Source organism: Klebsiella sp. PCX (assembly GCF_021869705.1).
GTDB lineage: Bacteria > Pseudomonadota > Gammaproteobacteria > Enterobacterales > Enterobacteriaceae > Klebsiella > Klebsiella quasipneumoniae.
The window spans coordinates 2,190,731-2,208,293 of sequence record NZ_CP091527.1 but is presented as its reverse complement, the minus strand read 5'-3'; the positions used below and the strand labels follow the sequence as shown (position 1 = coordinate 2,208,293).

Annotated in this window: 17 protein-coding genes and 1 pseudogene; 4 read left to right on the top strand and 14 right to left on the bottom strand. The window is 60.2% G+C overall.

All coding sequences use genetic code 11. The annotated features are described in order from the left end of the window. Positions 1 to 3: 3 nt before the first annotated feature. Positions 4 to 1,137 (bottom strand): alpha/beta hydrolase, encoded by a 1,134-nt coding sequence (locus tag GQR96_RS10390; protein WP_043521183.1) that lies wholly within the window; start codon positions 1,135 to 1,137, stop codon positions 4 to 6. A 169-nt stretch (positions 1,138 to 1,306) separates the two neighbouring features. Here GQR96_RS10390 and GQR96_RS10385 point away from each other — a divergent pair, with 169 nt between their 5' ends. Next, a complete protein-coding gene (locus GQR96_RS10385; RefSeq protein ID WP_004203922.1) occupies positions 1,307 to 2,191 on the top strand; it encodes a LysR family transcriptional regulator in 885 nt (294 codons plus the stop codon). Positions 2,192 to 2,494: 303 nt separating this feature from the next. Here GQR96_RS10385 and GQR96_RS10380 read toward each other — a convergent pair whose 3' ends face one another. After that, positions 2,495 to 4,111 (bottom strand): peptide ABC transporter substrate-binding protein, encoded by a 1,617-nt coding sequence (locus tag GQR96_RS10380; protein ID WP_065904153.1) that lies wholly within the window; start codon positions 4,109 to 4,111, stop codon positions 2,495 to 2,497. A 21-nt stretch (positions 4,112 to 4,132) separates the two neighbouring features. Next, positions 4,133 to 4,225 (bottom strand): annotated as a pseudogene (locus GQR96_RS10375) (hypothetical protein); the annotation flags it as partial. A 72-nt stretch (positions 4,226 to 4,297) separates the two neighbouring features. On the opposite strand from GQR96_RS10375, the gene mpaA reads away from it, so the two are divergent. Beyond that, positions 4,298 to 5,005 carry a murein tripeptide amidase MpaA gene (mpaA, locus tag GQR96_RS10370; RefSeq protein WP_023318054.1) on the top strand — a complete coding sequence of 236 codons (708 nt, stop codon included), beginning with the start codon at positions 4,298 to 4,300 and terminating at the stop codon, positions 5,003 to 5,005. 2 nt (positions 5,006 to 5,007) lie between these two features. On the opposite strand, the gene ycjG is transcribed toward mpaA, so the two are convergent. Further along, positions 5,008 to 5,973 (bottom strand): L-Ala-D/L-Glu epimerase, encoded by a 966-nt coding sequence (gene ycjG, locus GQR96_RS10365; protein ID WP_043521190.1) that lies wholly within the window; start codon positions 5,971 to 5,973, stop codon positions 5,008 to 5,010. 102 nt (positions 5,974 to 6,075) lie between these two features. On the opposite strand from ycjG, the gene tpx reads away from it, so the two are divergent. Beyond that, positions 6,076 to 6,582 (top strand): thiol peroxidase, encoded by a 507-nt coding sequence (tpx, locus tag GQR96_RS10360; protein WP_004203917.1) that lies wholly within the window; start codon positions 6,076 to 6,078, stop codon positions 6,580 to 6,582. Positions 6,583 to 6,652: 70 nt separating this feature from the next. Here the strand turns inward: tpx and GQR96_RS10355 are convergent, their stop codons facing one another. The 8 genes from GQR96_RS10355 to pspA form a co-directional block, all read right to left on the bottom strand. Then, positions 6,653 to 7,705 carry an AbrB family transcriptional regulator gene (locus GQR96_RS10355; protein ID WP_004203916.1) on the bottom strand — a complete coding sequence of 351 codons (1,053 nt, stop codon included), beginning with the start codon at positions 7,703 to 7,705 and terminating at the stop codon, positions 6,653 to 6,655. A 100-nt stretch (positions 7,706 to 7,805) separates the two neighbouring features. Beyond that, positions 7,806 to 9,347: a transcriptional regulator TyrR gene (tyrR, locus tag GQR96_RS10350; RefSeq protein WP_004203915.1), complete on the bottom strand. Its 1,542-nt coding sequence runs from the start codon at positions 9,345 to 9,347 to the stop codon at positions 7,806 to 7,808. 228 nt (positions 9,348 to 9,575) lie between these two features. Next, entirely contained in the window at positions 9,576 to 10,637 is a 1,062-nt protein-coding gene (locus GQR96_RS10345; RefSeq protein ID WP_065904016.1) for a YcjF family protein, read from the bottom strand. Next, positions 10,634 to 12,031: a YcjX family GTP-binding protein gene (locus tag GQR96_RS10340; protein ID WP_017900791.1), complete on the bottom strand. Its 1,398-nt coding sequence runs from the start codon at positions 12,029 to 12,031 to the stop codon at positions 10,634 to 10,636. Before GQR96_RS10340 ends, GQR96_RS10345 begins: the two co-directional genes overlap by 4 nt. Positions 12,032 to 12,133: 102 nt before the next feature. Then, positions 12,134 to 12,346 (bottom strand): phage shock protein PspD, encoded by a 213-nt coding sequence (pspD, locus tag GQR96_RS10335; protein WP_069734200.1) that lies wholly within the window; start codon positions 12,344 to 12,346, stop codon positions 12,134 to 12,136. 28 nt (positions 12,347 to 12,374) lie between these two features. Then, entirely contained in the window at positions 12,375 to 12,734 is a 360-nt protein-coding gene (gene pspC, locus GQR96_RS10330) for an envelope stress response membrane protein PspC (RefSeq protein WP_004203911.1), read from the bottom strand. Further along, entirely contained in the window at positions 12,734 to 12,958 is a 225-nt protein-coding gene (gene pspB / locus GQR96_RS10325; protein ID WP_002901911.1) for an envelope stress response membrane protein PspB, read from the bottom strand. Before pspB ends, pspC begins: the two co-directional genes overlap by 1 nt. Before the next feature lie 55 nt (positions 12,959 to 13,013). Beyond that, the gene (gene pspA, locus GQR96_RS10320) at positions 13,014 to 13,682 is read right to left on the bottom strand and encodes a phage shock protein PspA (RefSeq protein ID WP_004203910.1); all 669 of its coding nucleotides are present in this window, start codon (positions 13,680 to 13,682) and stop codon (positions 13,014 to 13,016) included. Between the two features lie 152 nt (positions 13,683 to 13,834). Between pspA and pspF the strand changes: the two genes are divergently transcribed. Beyond that, complete coding sequence (gene pspF, locus GQR96_RS10315) at positions 13,835 to 14,824, top strand: phage shock protein operon transcriptional activator (RefSeq protein ID WP_074195238.1); 990 nt, start codon at positions 13,835 to 13,837, stop codon at positions 14,822 to 14,824. Here pspF and GQR96_RS10310 read toward each other — a convergent pair. Together GQR96_RS10310 and GQR96_RS10305 are read right to left on the bottom strand one after the other, a co-directional pair. Then, positions 14,815 to 16,206 (bottom strand): MFS transporter, encoded by a 1,392-nt coding sequence (locus tag GQR96_RS10310; RefSeq protein WP_064177923.1) that lies wholly within the window; start codon positions 16,204 to 16,206, stop codon positions 14,815 to 14,817. The genes pspF and GQR96_RS10310 overlap by 10 nt on opposite strands. 25 nt (positions 16,207 to 16,231) lie before the next feature. Further along, positions 16,232 to 17,401 carry a M20 aminoacylase family protein gene (locus tag GQR96_RS10305; RefSeq protein WP_060656242.1) on the bottom strand — a complete coding sequence of 390 codons (1,170 nt, stop codon included), beginning with the start codon at positions 17,399 to 17,401 and terminating at the stop codon, positions 16,232 to 16,234. Positions 17,402 to 17,563 lie beyond the last annotated feature (162 nt).

Here is a 17,563-nt window from a genome sequence, read left to right as displayed (position 1 = left end):
CGATTACAGGTTGGTTTCGAAAAACTGCGCGAACGTAGCAAAGGGAATTTTGCCCGCGGCGTTGTCATAGAGGTCGACATGGTTTGCCCCAGGGACAATCACCAGCGCTTTCTCTTTGCTGCCGATCGCCTTGAAAGCATCTTCGGCAAAATAGCGTGAATGGGCTTGTTCGCCGGTCACAATAAGCGTCGGAATAGTCACTTCGCTGGCGTAACTCAGCAGCGGCATATTCATAAACGACAGCGGCATCGTCGCATTCCATGCCCCGGTTGAATTAACCGAACGCGCATGGAAACCTCGCGGCATACGGTAATAATCGAAGAACTCTTTCAGCACCGGGTTGGGGTTGGCGGGCAAGGTTTCCGGCAAAATACGAGCGGCAGCGCTGACGTTGCCTTTATCATCAACATATATGTCATGCCCACCTGGGGCGAAAGTGCCGTTTGCCGCATCCTTCCAGCGCTGCGCGTTCAAGTACTGCAGTACCGCTCGGCGGTCGGCTGTCGTGTAGCGGTCTTTGCCATCGCCTACCCCATGACCCATCGCGCGGCTCATGTCATACATGACGCTGGTCGCCACCGCTTTGACGCGTGTATCCATCGCCGCGTCGTTTAGGGCCATACCACCCCAGCCGCAAATGCCGAGCAAACCGATACGGTTGCGATCCACCTCTTTTTGCAGGCCCAGAAAGTCCACCGCGGCACTGAAATCCTCGGTATTGATATCCGGTGAGGCCACGTTGCGTGGGTAGCCACCGCTTTCGCCCGTATAGGATGGGTCAAACGCCAGGGTGACAAACCCCTGTTCGGCCAGCGTCTGGGCATACAGGCCGCTGGACTGCTCTTTTACCGCGCCGAAGGGACCGCTCACAGCAATAGCTGCCAGTTTGCGTTCACCGCGATCCTTCGGCAGGTAGAGATCTCCAACTAAGGTAATCCCGTAGCGGTTCTGAAAGGTCACCTTACGGTGATCCACTTTTGCGCTCTCCGGGAATGTTTTATCCCATTGTTCAATCAATGAAACAGGTGCGTTCGGGTTAGTTGTATCAGCATAACTCATCGTTGTGGCTCCACTTAATAAGGCGCAAAGCAGCATGGCGGGTATCGTGGCTGTCATTTTTTTGCTGAAAACCGTCATTAAATCCCCCTAAATAAACGTGTGAAAACCAGTCTCCAGAGGACAACGCTGCTGGGCTTTGTTGTCATGCGCTTATTGTAGCTAGCAATAAAAATGCTTATTAGAGGCTAAAAAATGCTAAGATTAATACCATTTAGTTCTAAATAGCGCGATTGTTACGAGGCGGAAGATGGCGAAACGGGAAAACTATAATGACCTCTACCTGTTTATGCAGGTGGTGCGGGAAGGCAGTTTTACCGCCGCAGCGCAACGACTGGGTCTGGCGCAGTCCGGGATCAGCCGTGCGGTTCGCGAACTCGAAGAGCGGCTGGGCGTTCAGCTTCTGGTGCGCACCACCCGCCGGTTGTCGCTCACTCAGGCGGGTGAGCAGCTCTATCACAATGTCGAATCCGGTTTCGACGCCTTAGATATGGGACTCGCCACGCTGGCCCATTATCGGCAAACACCGTCCGGTACGGTTCGCATCAATGCCAGCCAGCACGCTATTGATAAAGTTCTGCTGCCTAAGCTGGCGATATTTAAACAACGCTATCCCGATATCCGCCTGGAACTGATCACCGAAAGCCGGTTCGTCGATATTATTGCGGAGCGTTTCGATGCGGGCGTGCGTCTGGGCCCGGAAGTGGGGAGTGGCATGATTGCGGTACGTATTTCGCCCGATATGGAGATGGCGGTTGTCGGAACCCCGGAGCATTTTCGTCGCTACGGCTTTCCGCAAACCCCTGCCGATTTAACCGGTCATCCCTGCATCGCCTATCAGTTCGGCGACGGCAGCCTGTACGCCTGGGAACTTAACGTGGAAGGCAAAAAAATTACCCACCCGCCTCAGGGACAGTGGGCTTTCGCCGACAGCTATATGGAGGCCAAAGCGGCGCGGCTGGGGCTGGGACTGGCTTATGTCCCGGAGGAGCTGGTCACAGATGATCTGCAACGCGGTACGCTTATCCGGGTGCTCCAGCGCTATAGCCAGCGTCTGGAAGGTTCATTTCTCTATTACCCGCACCGAAATGTGTCGCCCGCGCTGAGAGCGGTCATTGATACATTGCGAATGTAGTAGAGGTCGCCTTCAGGCTTACAGAAAACTGGTATTTTCACTTAAGTCGATCTTCGGTGCGACCAGTTACTGAATATATAATATGAAAAGGACAGCCTTTTTATATATTTCGAACATAAAATGTTATTTAGTTATGGTTCATCATTATAGGAATGACGATATTAATTTTTAAGATCTGGCAAAGCTTAAAGCACCAAATTCTCAATTGGCTGATTTACTTATTAATAAATAACTGGCGCCGCAATCCGCGCCAGCTCTGGGTTCAGCAATGGCTACCTGCCCTGAGCAGGAGGCCAGTACGCATCAGTGTTTAACGATATACATGGTACGGCTGTAGGCCACATCTTCCGGGTTGGTGATCGGGTAGCCTTTCAGCCACGGCTTAATCAGCCGACCGTTGGTGTACTGGTAGATCGGCGCAATTGGCGCTTTGGCCATAATGATCTTCTCCGCCGCGTTGTAATCGTCGTTACGCGCTTTGGCCGAATTCTCCACCGCCGCCTGGGCGAGGATTTTGTCGTACGCCGGATCGTTAAAACGGGAAATATTTCCGCTGTGGGTGGAAGTCAGTAGCGACAGGAAAGTGGACGGCTCGTTGTAATCCCCTACCCAGGAGGCGCGGATCACATCGAAATTGCCGGTGTTGCGGCTGTCGATATAGGTTTTCCACTCCTGATTCTGCAGTTTCACATCCACGCCGAGGTTCTTCTTCCACATCGACGCCACCGCGATGGCAATCTTCTGATGGTTCTCAGAGGTATTATACAGCAGCGTCAGCTTCAGCGGGCGATTCGGGCCATAGCCGGCGGCGGCCAACAGGGCTTTCGCCTGGGCGTTAAGCTCGGCCTGACTCATACTCTCAAACTGCGAGGGCTGCGGCGTGAAGCCCGCCGTTACGTCCGGTGTGAAACGCCAGGCCGGTTTTTCGCCGGTCCCTAGCACTTTCTCCGCCATCACCCGGCGATCGATGGTCATACTCAGCGCCAGTCGCACCCGCTCGTCCGCTGTCGGCCCTTTTTGGGTATTAAAGGCGTAATAGTAGGTGCCCAGCTGCGGCGGGGTATACACCTGTCCAGGAATATCCTTCACCAGCTTCTGGTACATATTTTTCGGGAAAGATTCGGTGATATCGATATCGCCGGCCAGATAGCGCTTGGTGGCGGCGGACTCCTGGTTGATCGGCACAAAGGTGACCTGCTGGATCACCGTTTTGGCGTTATCCCAGTAGTGGTTGTTCGGCACCAGCACCAGCTTTTCATTCACGACGCGATCTTTGAGAACATAGGCGCCGTTGCCCACCAGGCTGCCGGGCCGCGTCCAGTTCGCGCCGCTGTCGACATTGGCTTTTTGCACCGGATAGAAGGCAAAGCTGGCGGTCAGGTTGCTGAACCATGGCAGCGGCTTATCCAGCTGCACCCGCAGGGTGTGGGCGTCGACGGCGGTGACCCCCAGGGTCTCCGGCGCGGCTTTGCCGTCGATGATGTTCTGCGCGTTGGCGATCCCCGCCAGCGCCGCGAACCAGGCGAACGGCGAAGTGGTTTTCGGATCCACCAGACGCTGCCAGCTATAGACGAAATCCTCGGCGGTGACCGGCGTACCGTCGGACCAGCGGGCGTTATCGCGCAGGGTAAAGGTCCAGACGCGGTTATCATTGCTCTGCCAGCGGGTCGCCACCCCCGGCACCAGGTTGCCTTTCGCATCCTGATTGACTAAACCTTCAAACAGATCGCGGATCACCTGGATTTCCGGCAGGCCCACCGCTTTGGCGGGATCTAACGAGGCGGGTTCATCTTTGATATGGCGCACCAACTGCTGTTTTTCCGCCAGTACCGTGCCCGGCGGTACGTCCGCCGCCCAGGCCAGAGAAGATACGCTGGCTAACCACAGCGCGCCGCATGTCAAAGCGACAGGATACTTCATAAGATCCCCTTTAAAATGAGAAAAAACACCGCCAACAGAGCGATAATTATTTGTTTCATCACCTGAAATTGCAAACAACATATGATAGAAAATTGATGTGCCGTCGGATTTCACGCCTCCGGGAATGGGTTTGATTCCAACACGCTTTTCGCCAACACTGAATAATAACGACACACAGGAAGCCCTATGTCTATTTCACGTCCTCGCCCGCAGCGCGGCGACTTTCCGCCGGGAACCCGGCAGTACGGCAGCTCGGAACTGGGCGCGCCGCTGCTGTGGTTTCCTGCGCCGATGGCCGACAGCCGCAGCGGCCTGATTATTGCCGGCACCCACGGCGATGAGAATTCGTCGATTGTGACCCTCTCCTGCGCCCTGCGCACCCTGAAGCCGGAGCTGCGCCGCCACCACGTGGTCCTGACGGTCAATCCTGACGGCTGTCAGCTCGGGCTACGCGCTAACGCCCGCGGCGTGGACCTCAACCGTAACTTTCCGGCCGCTAACTGGAGACAAGGGGAAACGGTGTACCGCTGGAACAGCGCGGCGGCGGAACGAGACGTGGTGCTGTTGACCGGCGAGCAGCCTGGTTCGGAGCGGGAGACCCAGGCCCTGTGTCAGTTGATCCATCAGATCCATCCGGCGTGGGTGGTCTCCTTTCACGATCCGCTGGCCTGCATCGAAGACCCGGGACACAGCCCGCTGGGACACTGGCTGGCGGACGCCTTCTCACTGCCGCTGGTGGGCAGCGTGGGCTACGACACCCCAGGTTCCTTTGGCAGCTGGTGCGCCGATATCGGGCTCCCCTGCATCACCGCCGAGTTTCCGCCGGTCTCCGCCGACGAGGCAACGGAGCGTTACCTGCCGGCGATGACCGACCTGCTGCGCTGGCAGGCTTAAACTTAAAGATGAAGCACGCCGGTGCTGAACCGCAGCGCCGGCTCAACGTCCACCGCCAGCCATGTCGGGCCGTCGAGGTCGGCGAAGCGCGCCAGCGGCGCCAGGGGGAGCGCGGCGGCGATCCCGCGCGAGGTGCAGAGCATACAGCCCAGCATCCGTTCAAAGCCCTGCCGTTCCGCCTCCCCGGCCAGGGCCAGCGCTTCGGTCAGGCCGCCGGTTTTGTCCAGTTTGATATTGATCATCTCATAGCGCCCGCGCAGCCTCGGCAGGCTCTCCCGGGTATGGCAGCTCTCGTCGGCGCAAATCGGTAACGGATGAACGAAGTTTTCCAGCGCCGCATCGGCGTCGGCGGGGAGCGGCTGCTCAAGCATCGCCACGCCGAGGTCCGCCAGCAGCTGGCAGCGCGCCGCCAGCCCCTCGCTGTGCCAGGATTCATTGGCATCGACAATCAACGTGGCCTGCGGCGCCGCCTGGCGAATAGCGATTAACCGCTCGCTGATAAGCCGGTCGTCGAGCTTCACCTTCAACAGTTGAGCACCCTTCTGCCACAGCGCCGCGGCGCTGGCCGCCATCTGATCCGCCGTGCCAATGACCACCGTCTGGGCGGTGATCACCCGCTCGGGCAACGTCACTCCCAGCAGCTGGGGCAAGGTTTTGCCTTCGCGCCGCGCCTGCAGATCCCACAGGGCGCAGTCAATGGCATTGCGCGCGGCGCCTGCGGGCAGCAGCCGCTGCAGCTGTTCGCGGGTAAGTCCCGCCTCCAGCTGCTCGCCGATAGCCATCACCTGGGCCATGACCGACGCGATGCTTTCGCCATAGCGTGGATAAGGCGTGCATTCGCCCACGCCTTTCACACCGTCCTCTTCCAGTTCCACCACCACCACTTTTGCTTCGCTGCGGCTGCCGCGGGCGATCACAAAGGGGGTGTGGAGCGGCCAGGCTTCCTCATACACTCGCACATTACGCATTCCCTTGTCCTCTCTGGTCAATGTTAAATAGGGTTTGCCGTGTAGCTGGCGGATGTCATACACTACTCGCGACGTTAACTATATGTAAACAGGAAGATAACCATGTCACAAACCGTGCATTTCCAGGGCAACCCCGTTTCTGTTCAGGGCACCATTCCGCAGGCAGGCGCTAAAGCGCAGCCGTTTACGCTGGTCGCCAAAGATCTCTCTGACGTCGCGCTGAGCCAGTACGCCGGCAAACGTAAAGTACTGAATATTTTCCCGAGCATTGATACCGGCGTGTGCGCCGCATCAGTGCGTAAATTCAACCAGCTGGCCGCTGAACTGGACAACACCGTGGTGCTGTGCATTTCCGCTGACCTGCCGTTCGCCCAGTCTCGCTTCTGCGGCGCCGAAGGCCTGAGCAACGTGGTGACCCTTTCCACGCTGCGCGGCGCATCGTTCCTCGCTGACTACGGCGTCGCTATCTCTGCCGGTCCGCTGGCTGGCCTGGCCGCTCGCGCCGTGGTCGTTATCGATGAAAACGATCAGGTCGTCTACAGCCAGCTGGTGAACGAAATCACCGAAGAGCCAGACTACGACGCCGCGCTGGCCGCCCTGAAAGCCTGATAACAGACTGCCCTGGCGCATCGCGCCTGCGGACATTCGCTTTGCTCAGCCCCCGCTCTGCGGGGGCTTTTTATTGCCGCGGCGCATAGCGGGAAATCGTCCGCGCCATCGCCGGACCGGTCAGCAAAATGGTAAACAGCCGCAGCGTCTGCAGCGCCATGATGAACGACATATCCGCCCGGGTACCAGCGGCGATAATCGCCACGGTGTCCAGCCCGCCGGGGCTGGTGGCCAGATAGGCGGTCATAAAGTCCATCGGCAAAATATGAGTCAGGGCAAGGGCCATCAGGGCGCACATCAGGATCAGCCCGAGGATGGAGGCGATAATCTGCGGCAGCGTCTTCAGGGCCAGTAGAAAAACCGCTTTGTTAAACTGCAGGCCCACCGTCCAGCCCAGCACCGCGTAGGCCATCGCCAGCAACCACTCCGGCAGCTCCAGCATCACCCAGCCGCCGCCCTGGACCAGCGCGCCGAACAGCATCGGCAGCAGCATGGCTCCGGAAGGGATACGCAGCCGGACGCCCAGCCAACAGGCCGCCGCCGTCAGCAACAGCGTGATAGGAAAATTGAGGGTCAACGGCGCAAACCAGACGATGGCCTGGCTCATTGCCTGCGCCTCGTTGCCCAGGGCATAGCGCACCACCAGCGCCGCCGCGCCGACGACAAACAGCACCCGTAGATACTGCATCAGCGCCACCAGCCGCACATCTGCCCCGTACTCCTGGGCCATCACTACCATTGCCGACGCCCCGCCGGGAGAGCTTCCCCAGGCGCCGGTGGCGCCCGGCAGCGCGCTATAGCGAACCAACAGCCAGCCGGTGAGGCCGCTGATCGCCAGGGTGGTCAACAGGATCGCCAGCACCAGCGCCCAGTTAGCGAACAGTACGCCAAAAACAGAGGGATTAATCGCCCTGGCGATCATGCAGCCAACAATGGCCTGCGCCGCCAGATAACAGGGGCGAGGGATGCTCAGCTTCACCCCGCGCAGGCTCAAAATGAGACCGGCGATCAGCGGCCCCAGCAGCAGCGCTGCCGGCAAATGAAGGCGTAACAGCAGCGAGGAAAAGAGAACGGAGAGCAGCAGCAATATCAGCCACTGCCCGATCGCGCGACGCGACGCCAAGATGCACCACCCCGGAAAAAGAATTAAAAAACCAGTATATACAGGTTTGGCCCGCTTTGCAGGCCGAATGCCGGCGACATAGGTCGCCGGCCTGGCGGGATTATTCGTCGCCCTTTTTCTGACTCAGGCCATATTCACGCAGCTTATTAGCGATGGCGGTATGCGACACCCCCAGCCGCTTCGCCAGCTTACGGGTGCTGGGGTAGCTGCGATAGAGCTGGGTTAGCACCGAGCGCTCAAAACGGCGGGTAATGTCGTCCAGCGACCCTTCCATGGCCTCCTCGCCCACCGGCAGCGAGGCGACGTCGTGGTCCGGCAGCAGAATGTCCTGCGGACGCAGTTCGAATCCTTCCAGCTGGGTTAGCGCACGATAGACAGCATTCTTCAGCTGACGAACGTTGCCGGGCCAGCTGTATCGGGTAAGCACCGTACTCAGGTCGGCGGAGAGCTTCGGCCGCGGGATCCCCTGCTCATCAGCAAAGCGGGCAACAAACAGCTCCGTCAGCGGCATAATGTCCTGCGGGCAGTCGCGCAGCGGCGGCAGATACAGGGTCAGGACGTTGAGGCGATAGTAGAGATCTTCGCGGAACAGCCCTTTCTGCACCAGCTCGACCAGGTTTTTCTGCGTCGCGCAGATCACCCGCACATCGACGTGTACTTCATGATCCTCGCCGACGCGGCGGAAGGTGCCGTCGTTGAGAAAGCGCAGCAGCTTGGTCTGCATTCGCGGCGACATCTCGCCAATTTCATCCAGCAGCACCGAACCGCCATTGGCCTGCTCGAAGAAGCCTTTTTTGCCCTGCAGGGCGTCGCCGAACAGTTCGCTCTCGACCGCGTCCTCGGGAATGGAGCCACAGTTAAGCGCCAGATAGGGTTTGCCCGCCCGCGGGCTGGCCAGATGGCAGGCATGCGCCAGCAGATCTTTGCCGGTGCCCGTATCGCCGACAATCAACAGCGGCGCGCTGAGCATCGCCAGCTTGCGCGCTTGCTCCACCACGTGGCGCATTTTCGGCCCCACCGCGAGGATCTGACTGAAGGCGCTGGTGTCCTGGCTGGTCATGGTCTGCAGCTGCCGTCCCATGCGCACGGTTGAGCGCAGCATCGCCACGGCGCCGGTCAGCACTCGCTCGTTATGCTCCCCTTCCAGATAGACCGGGGTCACTTCCAGCAGGTAGTTCTGCCCGTTCACCACCACATGCTCCGCATGCGTCTCCTGCGGGCTACTTTCCAGCCAGCGCTGGACGTTGAAATCGGCGATCAGCTGGGCCACCGGATGGTTGCGCAGCTTCGCCTGGCTTTGGCCAAACAGCAGGCAGCTGGCGGGGTTGGCCAGTTCGACCCTGCCTTTGGTATCCAGCGACAGCACCGGCTCCGGCATCGCCACCAGCAGCGCGCTGAGCGCAAGATGTTCACGCTCAGATGGCATCCACGGCACGGTGCGCACGTCTGTCACGCCGGCGATACGGCGGATCTCCGCCATCAGGCTGCTGAAGGTGGCAAACTCCAGTTCGGCAAAATTGAGGTAGATACGGCCAATAGGGTCAATATCGATACCACGCAGATCAATGCCGCGCAGCACCAGCAAATCGAGCAATTCACGAGTCAGACCGAGGCGGTCTTCACAAAAGACTTCAAGACGCATGGGAGTGTTCACCCTAAAAGTGCCAATGACCGGAGAATAATAGGCCAGGAATGGACTTTCGGGAAGCTAACTGTCAACAATTATTGACAGCATGGCGGAAAAATGGGCGTTGCGCCGTAAAGTCAGGCGGTCAGTGGTGAAATTGACGCCAGGGCGAGCCGGGATTCTACATAACCTCGCAGGCCGGGCAAGGCGAAACCGCCGCCCGGCGATGTCTCTGAGCGGAGGTTACTTCTCCGGACTGGTTTTGCTTTTCTGCAGGGTCTCTTTCAGCTGGCCAATCAGCTCGCGACGAAAATCGCCGAGCCGCGGTTTATCATCGGCGAGCCACGGCAGTGGGCGGCACAGCTCCATCGCCTTGATCCCGAGGCGGGCGGTGAGCAGGCCGGCGCCGATGCCCTGCGCGGCGCGCGCCGACAACCGGGCCGCCAGATCCTGCGACATCCAGTCCATGCCCACCTCGCGCACCAGTTCGCTGGCGCCGGCGAAAGCGATATTCAGCAGCACCAGGCGAAACAGGCGCAGGCGGCTGTAATACCCGAGCTCAATGCCGTACAGGGTGGCAATCCGGTTGATCAACCGCAGATTGCGCCAGGCGATAAACGCCATATCCACCAGCGCCAGCGGGCTGACGGCGATCATCAGCGTCGACTCCGCCGCCGAACGGCTGATTTCCCGCCGCGCCTGAGCATCAAGCACCGGCTGCACCAGTTGGGCATAGAGGCTGACCACTTCCCGGTCGCTTTGCGTTTCGTGGATGGCGGCATACCAGCGCTGCAGCGCCGGATGCGACTGATCCAGCCCGGCCTGCTGCGCCAGCTTCTCACAAAAGGCTTTCCCTTTACCGACCGCGTGACTGTGCAGCATATCGCGGGCTTCATCGCGTTCGTGGGCGCGTTGGCGCAGTCGCCACAGGCGGCGCCACTCGGTGGCCACCGATCCGACGCCGGCGCCGACGATCAGCGCCCCGGCGACGCAGCCGCCCAGCGCAATCCAGTCCTGGGTCTGCCAGGCGTTGGCGGTCCAATGCACCCCTTGCGCCACGACGCTGACGCCGAAGATCGCCAGGCCAGCGCTGACCATCCGCCGCCACAGACTGCGTTTCGGCCGCAGCACTGACTCCACCACCGCCTCTGCCGCCCCCTCTTCCTCTTCGCCGGTCACCAGACGCGCCGGCGCGAAGTTATCGGCTTCCAGTCGGTCGAAGGCGCGAGCGCTTTTCAGCGGCGGCGTTTTTTCCGCCTGCAGCGGGCCATCAAAATCAATCCGCGGTTTTAACGGTTCGCTCATCGCAGTTTATCTCCAATCAAAAATTCCAGCGCCGCGTCGAGGCGAATGTGCGGCAAGGGCCGATCGACATCCATGACCTGCGGACGAAAGTTTTCAAACTGAAAGCCCTGCTGCTGCCAGAAGGCCTGGCCCGGCAGGCGCGCCGGCACCTCGCCGGGATAGATGGTCAACGGCTGGCCGTCGCTCAGCCGATTGCCGCGCAGGGCGGGAATTTTCTCGCCGTTCAGCTCAATCAGCCCACTCTGGGTCGCCTGAATGGACGCCAGCCCCAGGCAATCCATACTGATCCCCTCGAAGGCGGCATTCTGCCATGCATCCTGGATCAACTGCTGCAGGAGCGACACCATATTGCTGTGCTGATCCACCGTGACGTGGTCGGCTTTGGTGGCGGCGAACAGCAGCTTGTCGATGACCGGCGAAAACAGCCGGCGAAATAAGGTGCGCTGCCCGTAATGGAAACTTTGCATCAGCTGGGTCAGCGCCAGGCGCATATCGTTAAACGCCTGCGGCCCGCTGTTGAGCGGCTGCAGGCAGTCCACCAGCACAATCTGCCGGTCGAAGCGCAGGAAGTGCTCTTTGTAGAACCCCTTCACTACCTTTTCGCAGTAGTACTTATAGCGTTCGCGCAGCATGCCGGCGTTGCTGTGTTTATCAGCTTGCGCCAGCTTGGCTTCGCCGACGGCGTCGACGTCTGGCCATGGGAAGAACTGTAGCGCCGGCGCGCCGGCCATTTCGCCGGGCAGGACAAAGCGCCCGGGCTGGATAAAGTGCAGCCCTTCACGCTTACAGGCGTGCAGATAGTCCGTCCAGGCGGCGGCGATGTCGGCCAGACGGGCCTCGTCGGCAGGAGCCAGCGGATCCAGCCCGGCGCAGAGCTGCCGCCAGCGGGCCGACCACTCTGCACGCTGTCCCTGCAGGAGTCCGGTCATCTGCCGCGACCAGCTCAGATAATCCTGCGCCAGCATCGGCAAATCGAGCAGCCACTCCCCCGGATAGTCGACAATCTCCAGATACAGCGTGGAGGTGTCTTTAAAGTGGCGCAGCAGGGAGTCATTGGAACGGTAGCGCAGCGCGAGACGGATCTCGCTCACGCCGCGCGTCGGGGTTGGCCACATGGGCGGCTGGCCGTACAGCTGGGCCAGCCCTTCATCGTAAGTGAATCGCGGAATGCCGAAGTCCCGCTGCGGCACGCGCTTGACCCCAAGCAGTCGCTCTTCGCGCGCGGCGCTCAGCAGCGGCAGGCGGGCGCCGGTGTGAATATTTAACAGTTGGTTGACCAGCGCGGTGATAAACGCCGTTTTGCCGCTGCGGCTCAGGCCGGTCACCGCCAGGCGTAAATGCCGGTCAACCCCGCGGTTGACCAGCGCATTCAGTTCAGTTTTCAGTCGCTTCATCGCCAGTCCGTTATGCCCTGAAGGTGTGTCTCGTCATCATAAGCTATCCGCCGGGAATAAGCAGGACAACGTTAATCCTTTTGCGCCTTCCCCACGGCGGCGTTATTTCATCCCGCGCGTGACGCGGTTGGCCAGCCGGCTGAGCAGCGGCGCCACCGCCAGCAGCATTTTCAGCGGCCGCCGCGCGACCGATTTGACCGCCCAGCCGGCAACGCCCGCCGGGCCATAACGCAGCGCGGTCAGCAGCGCCAGCTTACCGACGATTTTCAGACCGGGCTTCACCTGCTGCCCGGCGCGTTGCCATTTGCTATTCATGCGTTGCCTCACTCGTTAACAACAGGGTTTACAGCTGACGAAAGCGGCTGCGCAGCGTAAAGGTGTCGGAGGTGACGTACCGTTCCATCTCACGCAGACGCTGTTCGCCGGAGGCCAGTTCGGCATCCACGGCGGCCAACAGATCGCCATTGCTCGGCGCTTTATGGCCGTACAGCTCACTGTCCGGCATCGGGTCCAGGGCGAAGGTCAGAATGATGTAGGCCACCAGGACGAAGAAAAAGAGGCCAAAAATCATCGCCAGCACGGTAATCAGGCGCACCAGCTTCACCGGGACGTCAAGATGCTGAGCAATGCCCGCGCAGACGCCCTTCACCATTCCGCGCTGCGGAATACGCCACAGTTTTTTATTCAGATCCAGTCCAGCCATTATTTGTCTCTCCAGTTCGGATGTTCGGCATCCAGGATCGCTTCCAGCGCCTGAATGCGCTCGCGCATCCGCTTCGCGTCATCGGTCAACTGCAGCAGCCGTTGCTGCTCATTTTGCGTCAGACTGCCGTTGGCGCCGCGATTGTTGTAGTGCAGCCATAGCCAGACCGGCAGAACAAACAGCACAAACAGCGTCAGCGGAATGGCGAGAAAAAGCATGCTCATGTGTACTCCTTACAGGGGGTGAGCCGCGGCGCAACGCCGCGCCGCGCAATCATACTTACTGGTTGGACTGATTCATTTTGGCTTTCAACGCCGCCAACTGCTCGCTGATTTCATCGTCCGCTTTCAGTTCGGCAAACTGCTGATCCAGCGTCTGCTGCTTGCCAAAGCGGTGGCTCTCCGCTTCCGCTTCCATCTGATCGATGCGACGCTCAAAGGATTCAAAGCGCGCCATCGCCTCATCCAGTTTACCGCTGTCCAGCTGGCGACGCACATCGCGCGACGAACTCGCCGCCTGATGACGCAGCGCCAGCGCCTGCTGACGAGCGCGGGTTTCGCTGAGTTTGTTCTCCAGCTCGCCAATCTCTTTCTTCATCCGCGCCAGCGTTTCATCCACCAGCTGCACTTCGTGGTCCAGCTGAGCAATAAGGTCGGTCAGCTTCTGTTTTTCGATCAGCGCCGCCCGGGCCAGATCCTCTTTCTCTTTGCGCAGGGCCAGCTCGGCCTTTTCCTGCCATTCCGCCTGCTGGGCGACCGCCTGCTCAATACGACGGGTCAGCTGTTTCTTTTCGGCCAACGCGCGGGCCGACGTGGAACGTACCTCAACCAGCGTGTCTTCCATCTCCTGGATCATCAGACGCACCAGCTTTTGCGGGTCCTCCGCTTTCTCCAGCAGGGAGTTGATGTTGGCGTTCACGATGTCGGCAAAACGAGAAAAAATACCCATAATTTCAGTCCTCATAGTTCTGGTTGCAGGCATTCACCTGTGGGTTAGCTAATACAAATGGCGTGCCAACTTTTTATCTTATTGATTTTAAACAGAGTGGTTGCGAATTGCGCAGGGCATTGCTACAGTCACCTGGTTAATCCCACTATTTAATGGCGAAATTCATCATGGCGCAGTACAAGGATAATCTGCTGGGCGAGGCCAACAGCTTTCTCGAGGTGCTGGAACAGGTTTCCCGACTGGCTCCGCTGGATAAGCCGGTGCTGGTCATCGGCGAGCGCGGTACCGGGAAAGAGCTTATCGCCAACCGTCTGCACTACCTCTCCGCCCGCTGGCAGGGGCCGTTTATCTCGCTGAACTGCGCGGCGCTGAACGACAATCTGCTCGATTCGGAACTATTCGGCCACGAAGCCGGGGCCTTCACCGGCGCCAGCAAGCGCCATCCCGGGCGCTTCGAGCGCGCCGACGGCGGGACGCTGTTTCTCGATGAGCTGGCGACAGCCCCAATGCTGGTGCAGGAGAAGCTGTTAAGAGTGATTGAATATGGCGAGCTGGAGCGCGTGGGCGGCAGCCAGCCGCTGCAGGTTAACGTCCGGCTGGTGTGCGCCACCAACGCTGACCTGCCGCGCATGGTGGAGGAAGGCCACTTTCGCGCCGACCTGCTCGACCGTCTGGCCTTCGACGTGGTGCAGCTCCCGCCGCTGCGCGAACGGCAGAGCGATATCATGCTGCTCGCCAACCAGTTTGCCATTCAGATGTGCCGTGAGCTCGGCCTGCCGCTGTTTCCCGGATTCAGCGAACGTGCCACCGCCACGCTGCTCGGCTACCGCTGGCCGGGGAATATTCGTGAACTGAAGAACGTCGTCGAGCGCTCGGTCTATCGCCACGGAGACAGCGAGCACGAGCTGGACGCCATTATCCTCAACCCTTTCCGTCAGACCGCCGCCTCCGAGCCGGAGACCGTGTCCGGGGACGAGCTGCCCGCCCTGCCGCTGGATCTGCGCGATTTTCAGCTACAGCAGGAAAAACGCCTGCTGCAGCGGAGTCTGCAGCAGGCGAAGTATCATCAGAAGCAGGCGGCGGAGCTGCTGGGGTTAACCTATCACCAGCTCCGCGCGCTGCTGAAAAAGCATCAGCTGTGAGAAGTGCGCGGCAGCAGCAGCGCGCTCACCGCCATCGCCCCCAGGCATAAGGCGGCGTTGAACCACAGGGCATACTGGGCGGCATGGGCCATGCCCAGCGGCAAAAACAGCGCGAAAAGTGACGCCGTCACGGCAATGCCCATCGCCCCGCCCAGCGAGCTGCCCATCTTGTAGATCCCCGAGGCGACGCCAATTTTGTTCTCCGGCGCGTTGGCCACCGCCGTATCCGTTGACGGCGTGGCGTAGCAGCCCAGGCCGAGGCCGAACAGCACGTTGCTGGCGAATACCACGCCGATATACAGCGCCTTATCGAGGAAGGTGCAGGATATCAGGCCGATGGCGATGGCGGTCAGCACCGGGCCGGCCATCATCGGCAGCCGGGCGCCATAGCGCTGCAGCAGCTTCTCGCCGACCCGAATCATCGCCAGGACGGTGACCAGATAGCCGAGGGTCATCATTCCGCTCTCCAGCGGCGTCAGGTGGTGCCCTTGCTGTAGCCAGATGCTGGCGATCATCATGGTGCCAATCGCCCCGTTGAGCAGAAAGTTCGACAGCACCGCCGCACCGTAGGCCCGGTTGCGAAACAGCGCAAAATCGATCAGCGCCGCCTCGCCTTTGCGCAGCCCGCTGCGAATAAACACCGCGCCAGCGATCAGCGCCCCCGCCAGCATGCTCAACGACAGCGGACTGGCCCAACCCCAGCCGTGGCCTTTGCTGATAAACAGGTTCACCAGCACCAGCCCGACGATCAGGCTCAGCAGGCCACCAACGTCCAGCTTATGCTGGCTGGCGCTGGCGCTGCGGCTCTCCGGCGTGCCGCGCAGCAAAAACAGCGCCAGCAGAGCGACGGCAATGGAGAAGACGAAGATCCAGCGCCAGCCCAGGCCGGTGGCGATAGCTCCGCCAACGAAAGAGCACAGGCCGCTGCCGCCCCACGAGCCGATGACCCAGAAGCTGACCGCCCGCTGACGCGCGCGTCCCTGGTACCAGGTTTTAATCAGCGCCAGCGTCGCCGGCATAATGCACGCCGCCGACAGTCCCTGCAGCACCCGGCCGGCGAGGAACAGCCCCGGCCCCTGGGCCAGTACCAGCATGGCGCTGCCGATGATGCTCAGCCCCAGTCCGAGGGTGGTCATCCGCATGCGGCCAAACTTGTCCGCCAGACCGCCGCTGGCCACCACGAAACAGCCGCTGAACAGCGCGCTGAGGCTGACAGCCAGGGTTAGGGTCTCAAGGGAAATATCAAGACTGCTTTTCATCGCCGGCACGACGTTAATCACCGACTGGGCAAACAGCCAGAAGGTTAAAACGCTCAGCACAATCCCTACCAGCAGACGATCGCTGCCGACAAAGGGGGTGTCGCTTACGGTGACAGTGCTCATTGCATGGCCCTCCCGTTTCCGGTGATTAACGCAGATAGTGTTCCGTCAGGCCGCACCACAGCGCCGCGCCGGTCAGCAACAGCGCGTCGTTGAAGTCATAGCCCGGGTTATGCACCATGCAGCGATCCGGCTCGTCGCCAGCGCCGATAGTGAAATAACTGCCGTGGGGGTGCTGCTCCAGCATGAAAGCGAAATCTTCACTGCCCATAAACGGCTTCACCTCGCCCACCTGCTCTGCGCCAAACAGCGCTGTCGCCACCTCCCGCACCATAGCGTTTGCCGCCGGATCGTTACGCAATACCGGGCTGCCGTTGACGTGGGTCAGCGTGGCCGTGGCGTTGAAGCTCTCCGCCTGGGCCACGGCAATGTCATGGATCCGCTGCAGCACGGTTTCACGTACCTGCTCATTGAGGGTGCGCACCGTGAGCTTCATCAGCACGTGATCGTTAATGATATTGGGCGCATGTCCGGCCTGGATGCTGCCGACGGTCACCACCGCCGGCTCAAACGGGGTGATATTGCGCGAGACGATGGACTGCAGCGCGAGGGTAATATGGCAGGCCACCAGCGTGGCATCCACCGTATGCTCCGGCACCGCGCCGTGGCCGCCAACGCCCTTCACTTCAATATGCAGCGTATCGGAGGAGGCCATCATCGCCCCGTCGCGCAGGCCGATTTTACCCAGCGGCTGACCCGGCATATTGTGCAGGCCGAAGATGGCGTCGCAGGGAAACTGGTCAAACAGACCGTCCTCGACCATTACCCGCCCACCGTACAGTAACTCTTCCGCAGGCTGGAAAATCAGCTGCAGCGTCCCGTTAAACTGGCGTGTGCGCGCCAGATATTCAGCCGCGTAGAGCAGCGTAGTGGTGTGCCCGTCATGGCCGCAGCCGTGAAAGCGCCCTTCGACCTGGCTTGCCCACGGCTTCCCGCTCCGCTCCTGCATCGGCAGCGCATCCATATCGGCCCGCAGGCCGAGGCGTTTTTTTCCGTGGCCGACGCGCAGCGTGCCCACCACTCCGGTGCCCGCCAGGCCGCGGTGAACCTCGTATCCCCACTCGCCAAGCAGTCGGGCGACCTCGCTGCTGGTCTGATGCTCTTCAAAGCCGATCTCCGGCTGCTGGTGGAACCGGCGACGTAAGGCAATAAATTGCGCCTCGTTGACCTGCAAGGCTTCAAGCAACGGATGTGTCATTTTTTTTATTCCTGTGTTGTGTTTGCACGACACTTTCGAGTTTATGCGGGTGAAACAGCTTTCAGGCGCGGTTTTTTGTTTTATATTGACGAGAAATCAATGAGTGTTTTTCATACATATCGGTTATGACAAAAAACAACCGGTTGCTTTTTGTCGACAGAG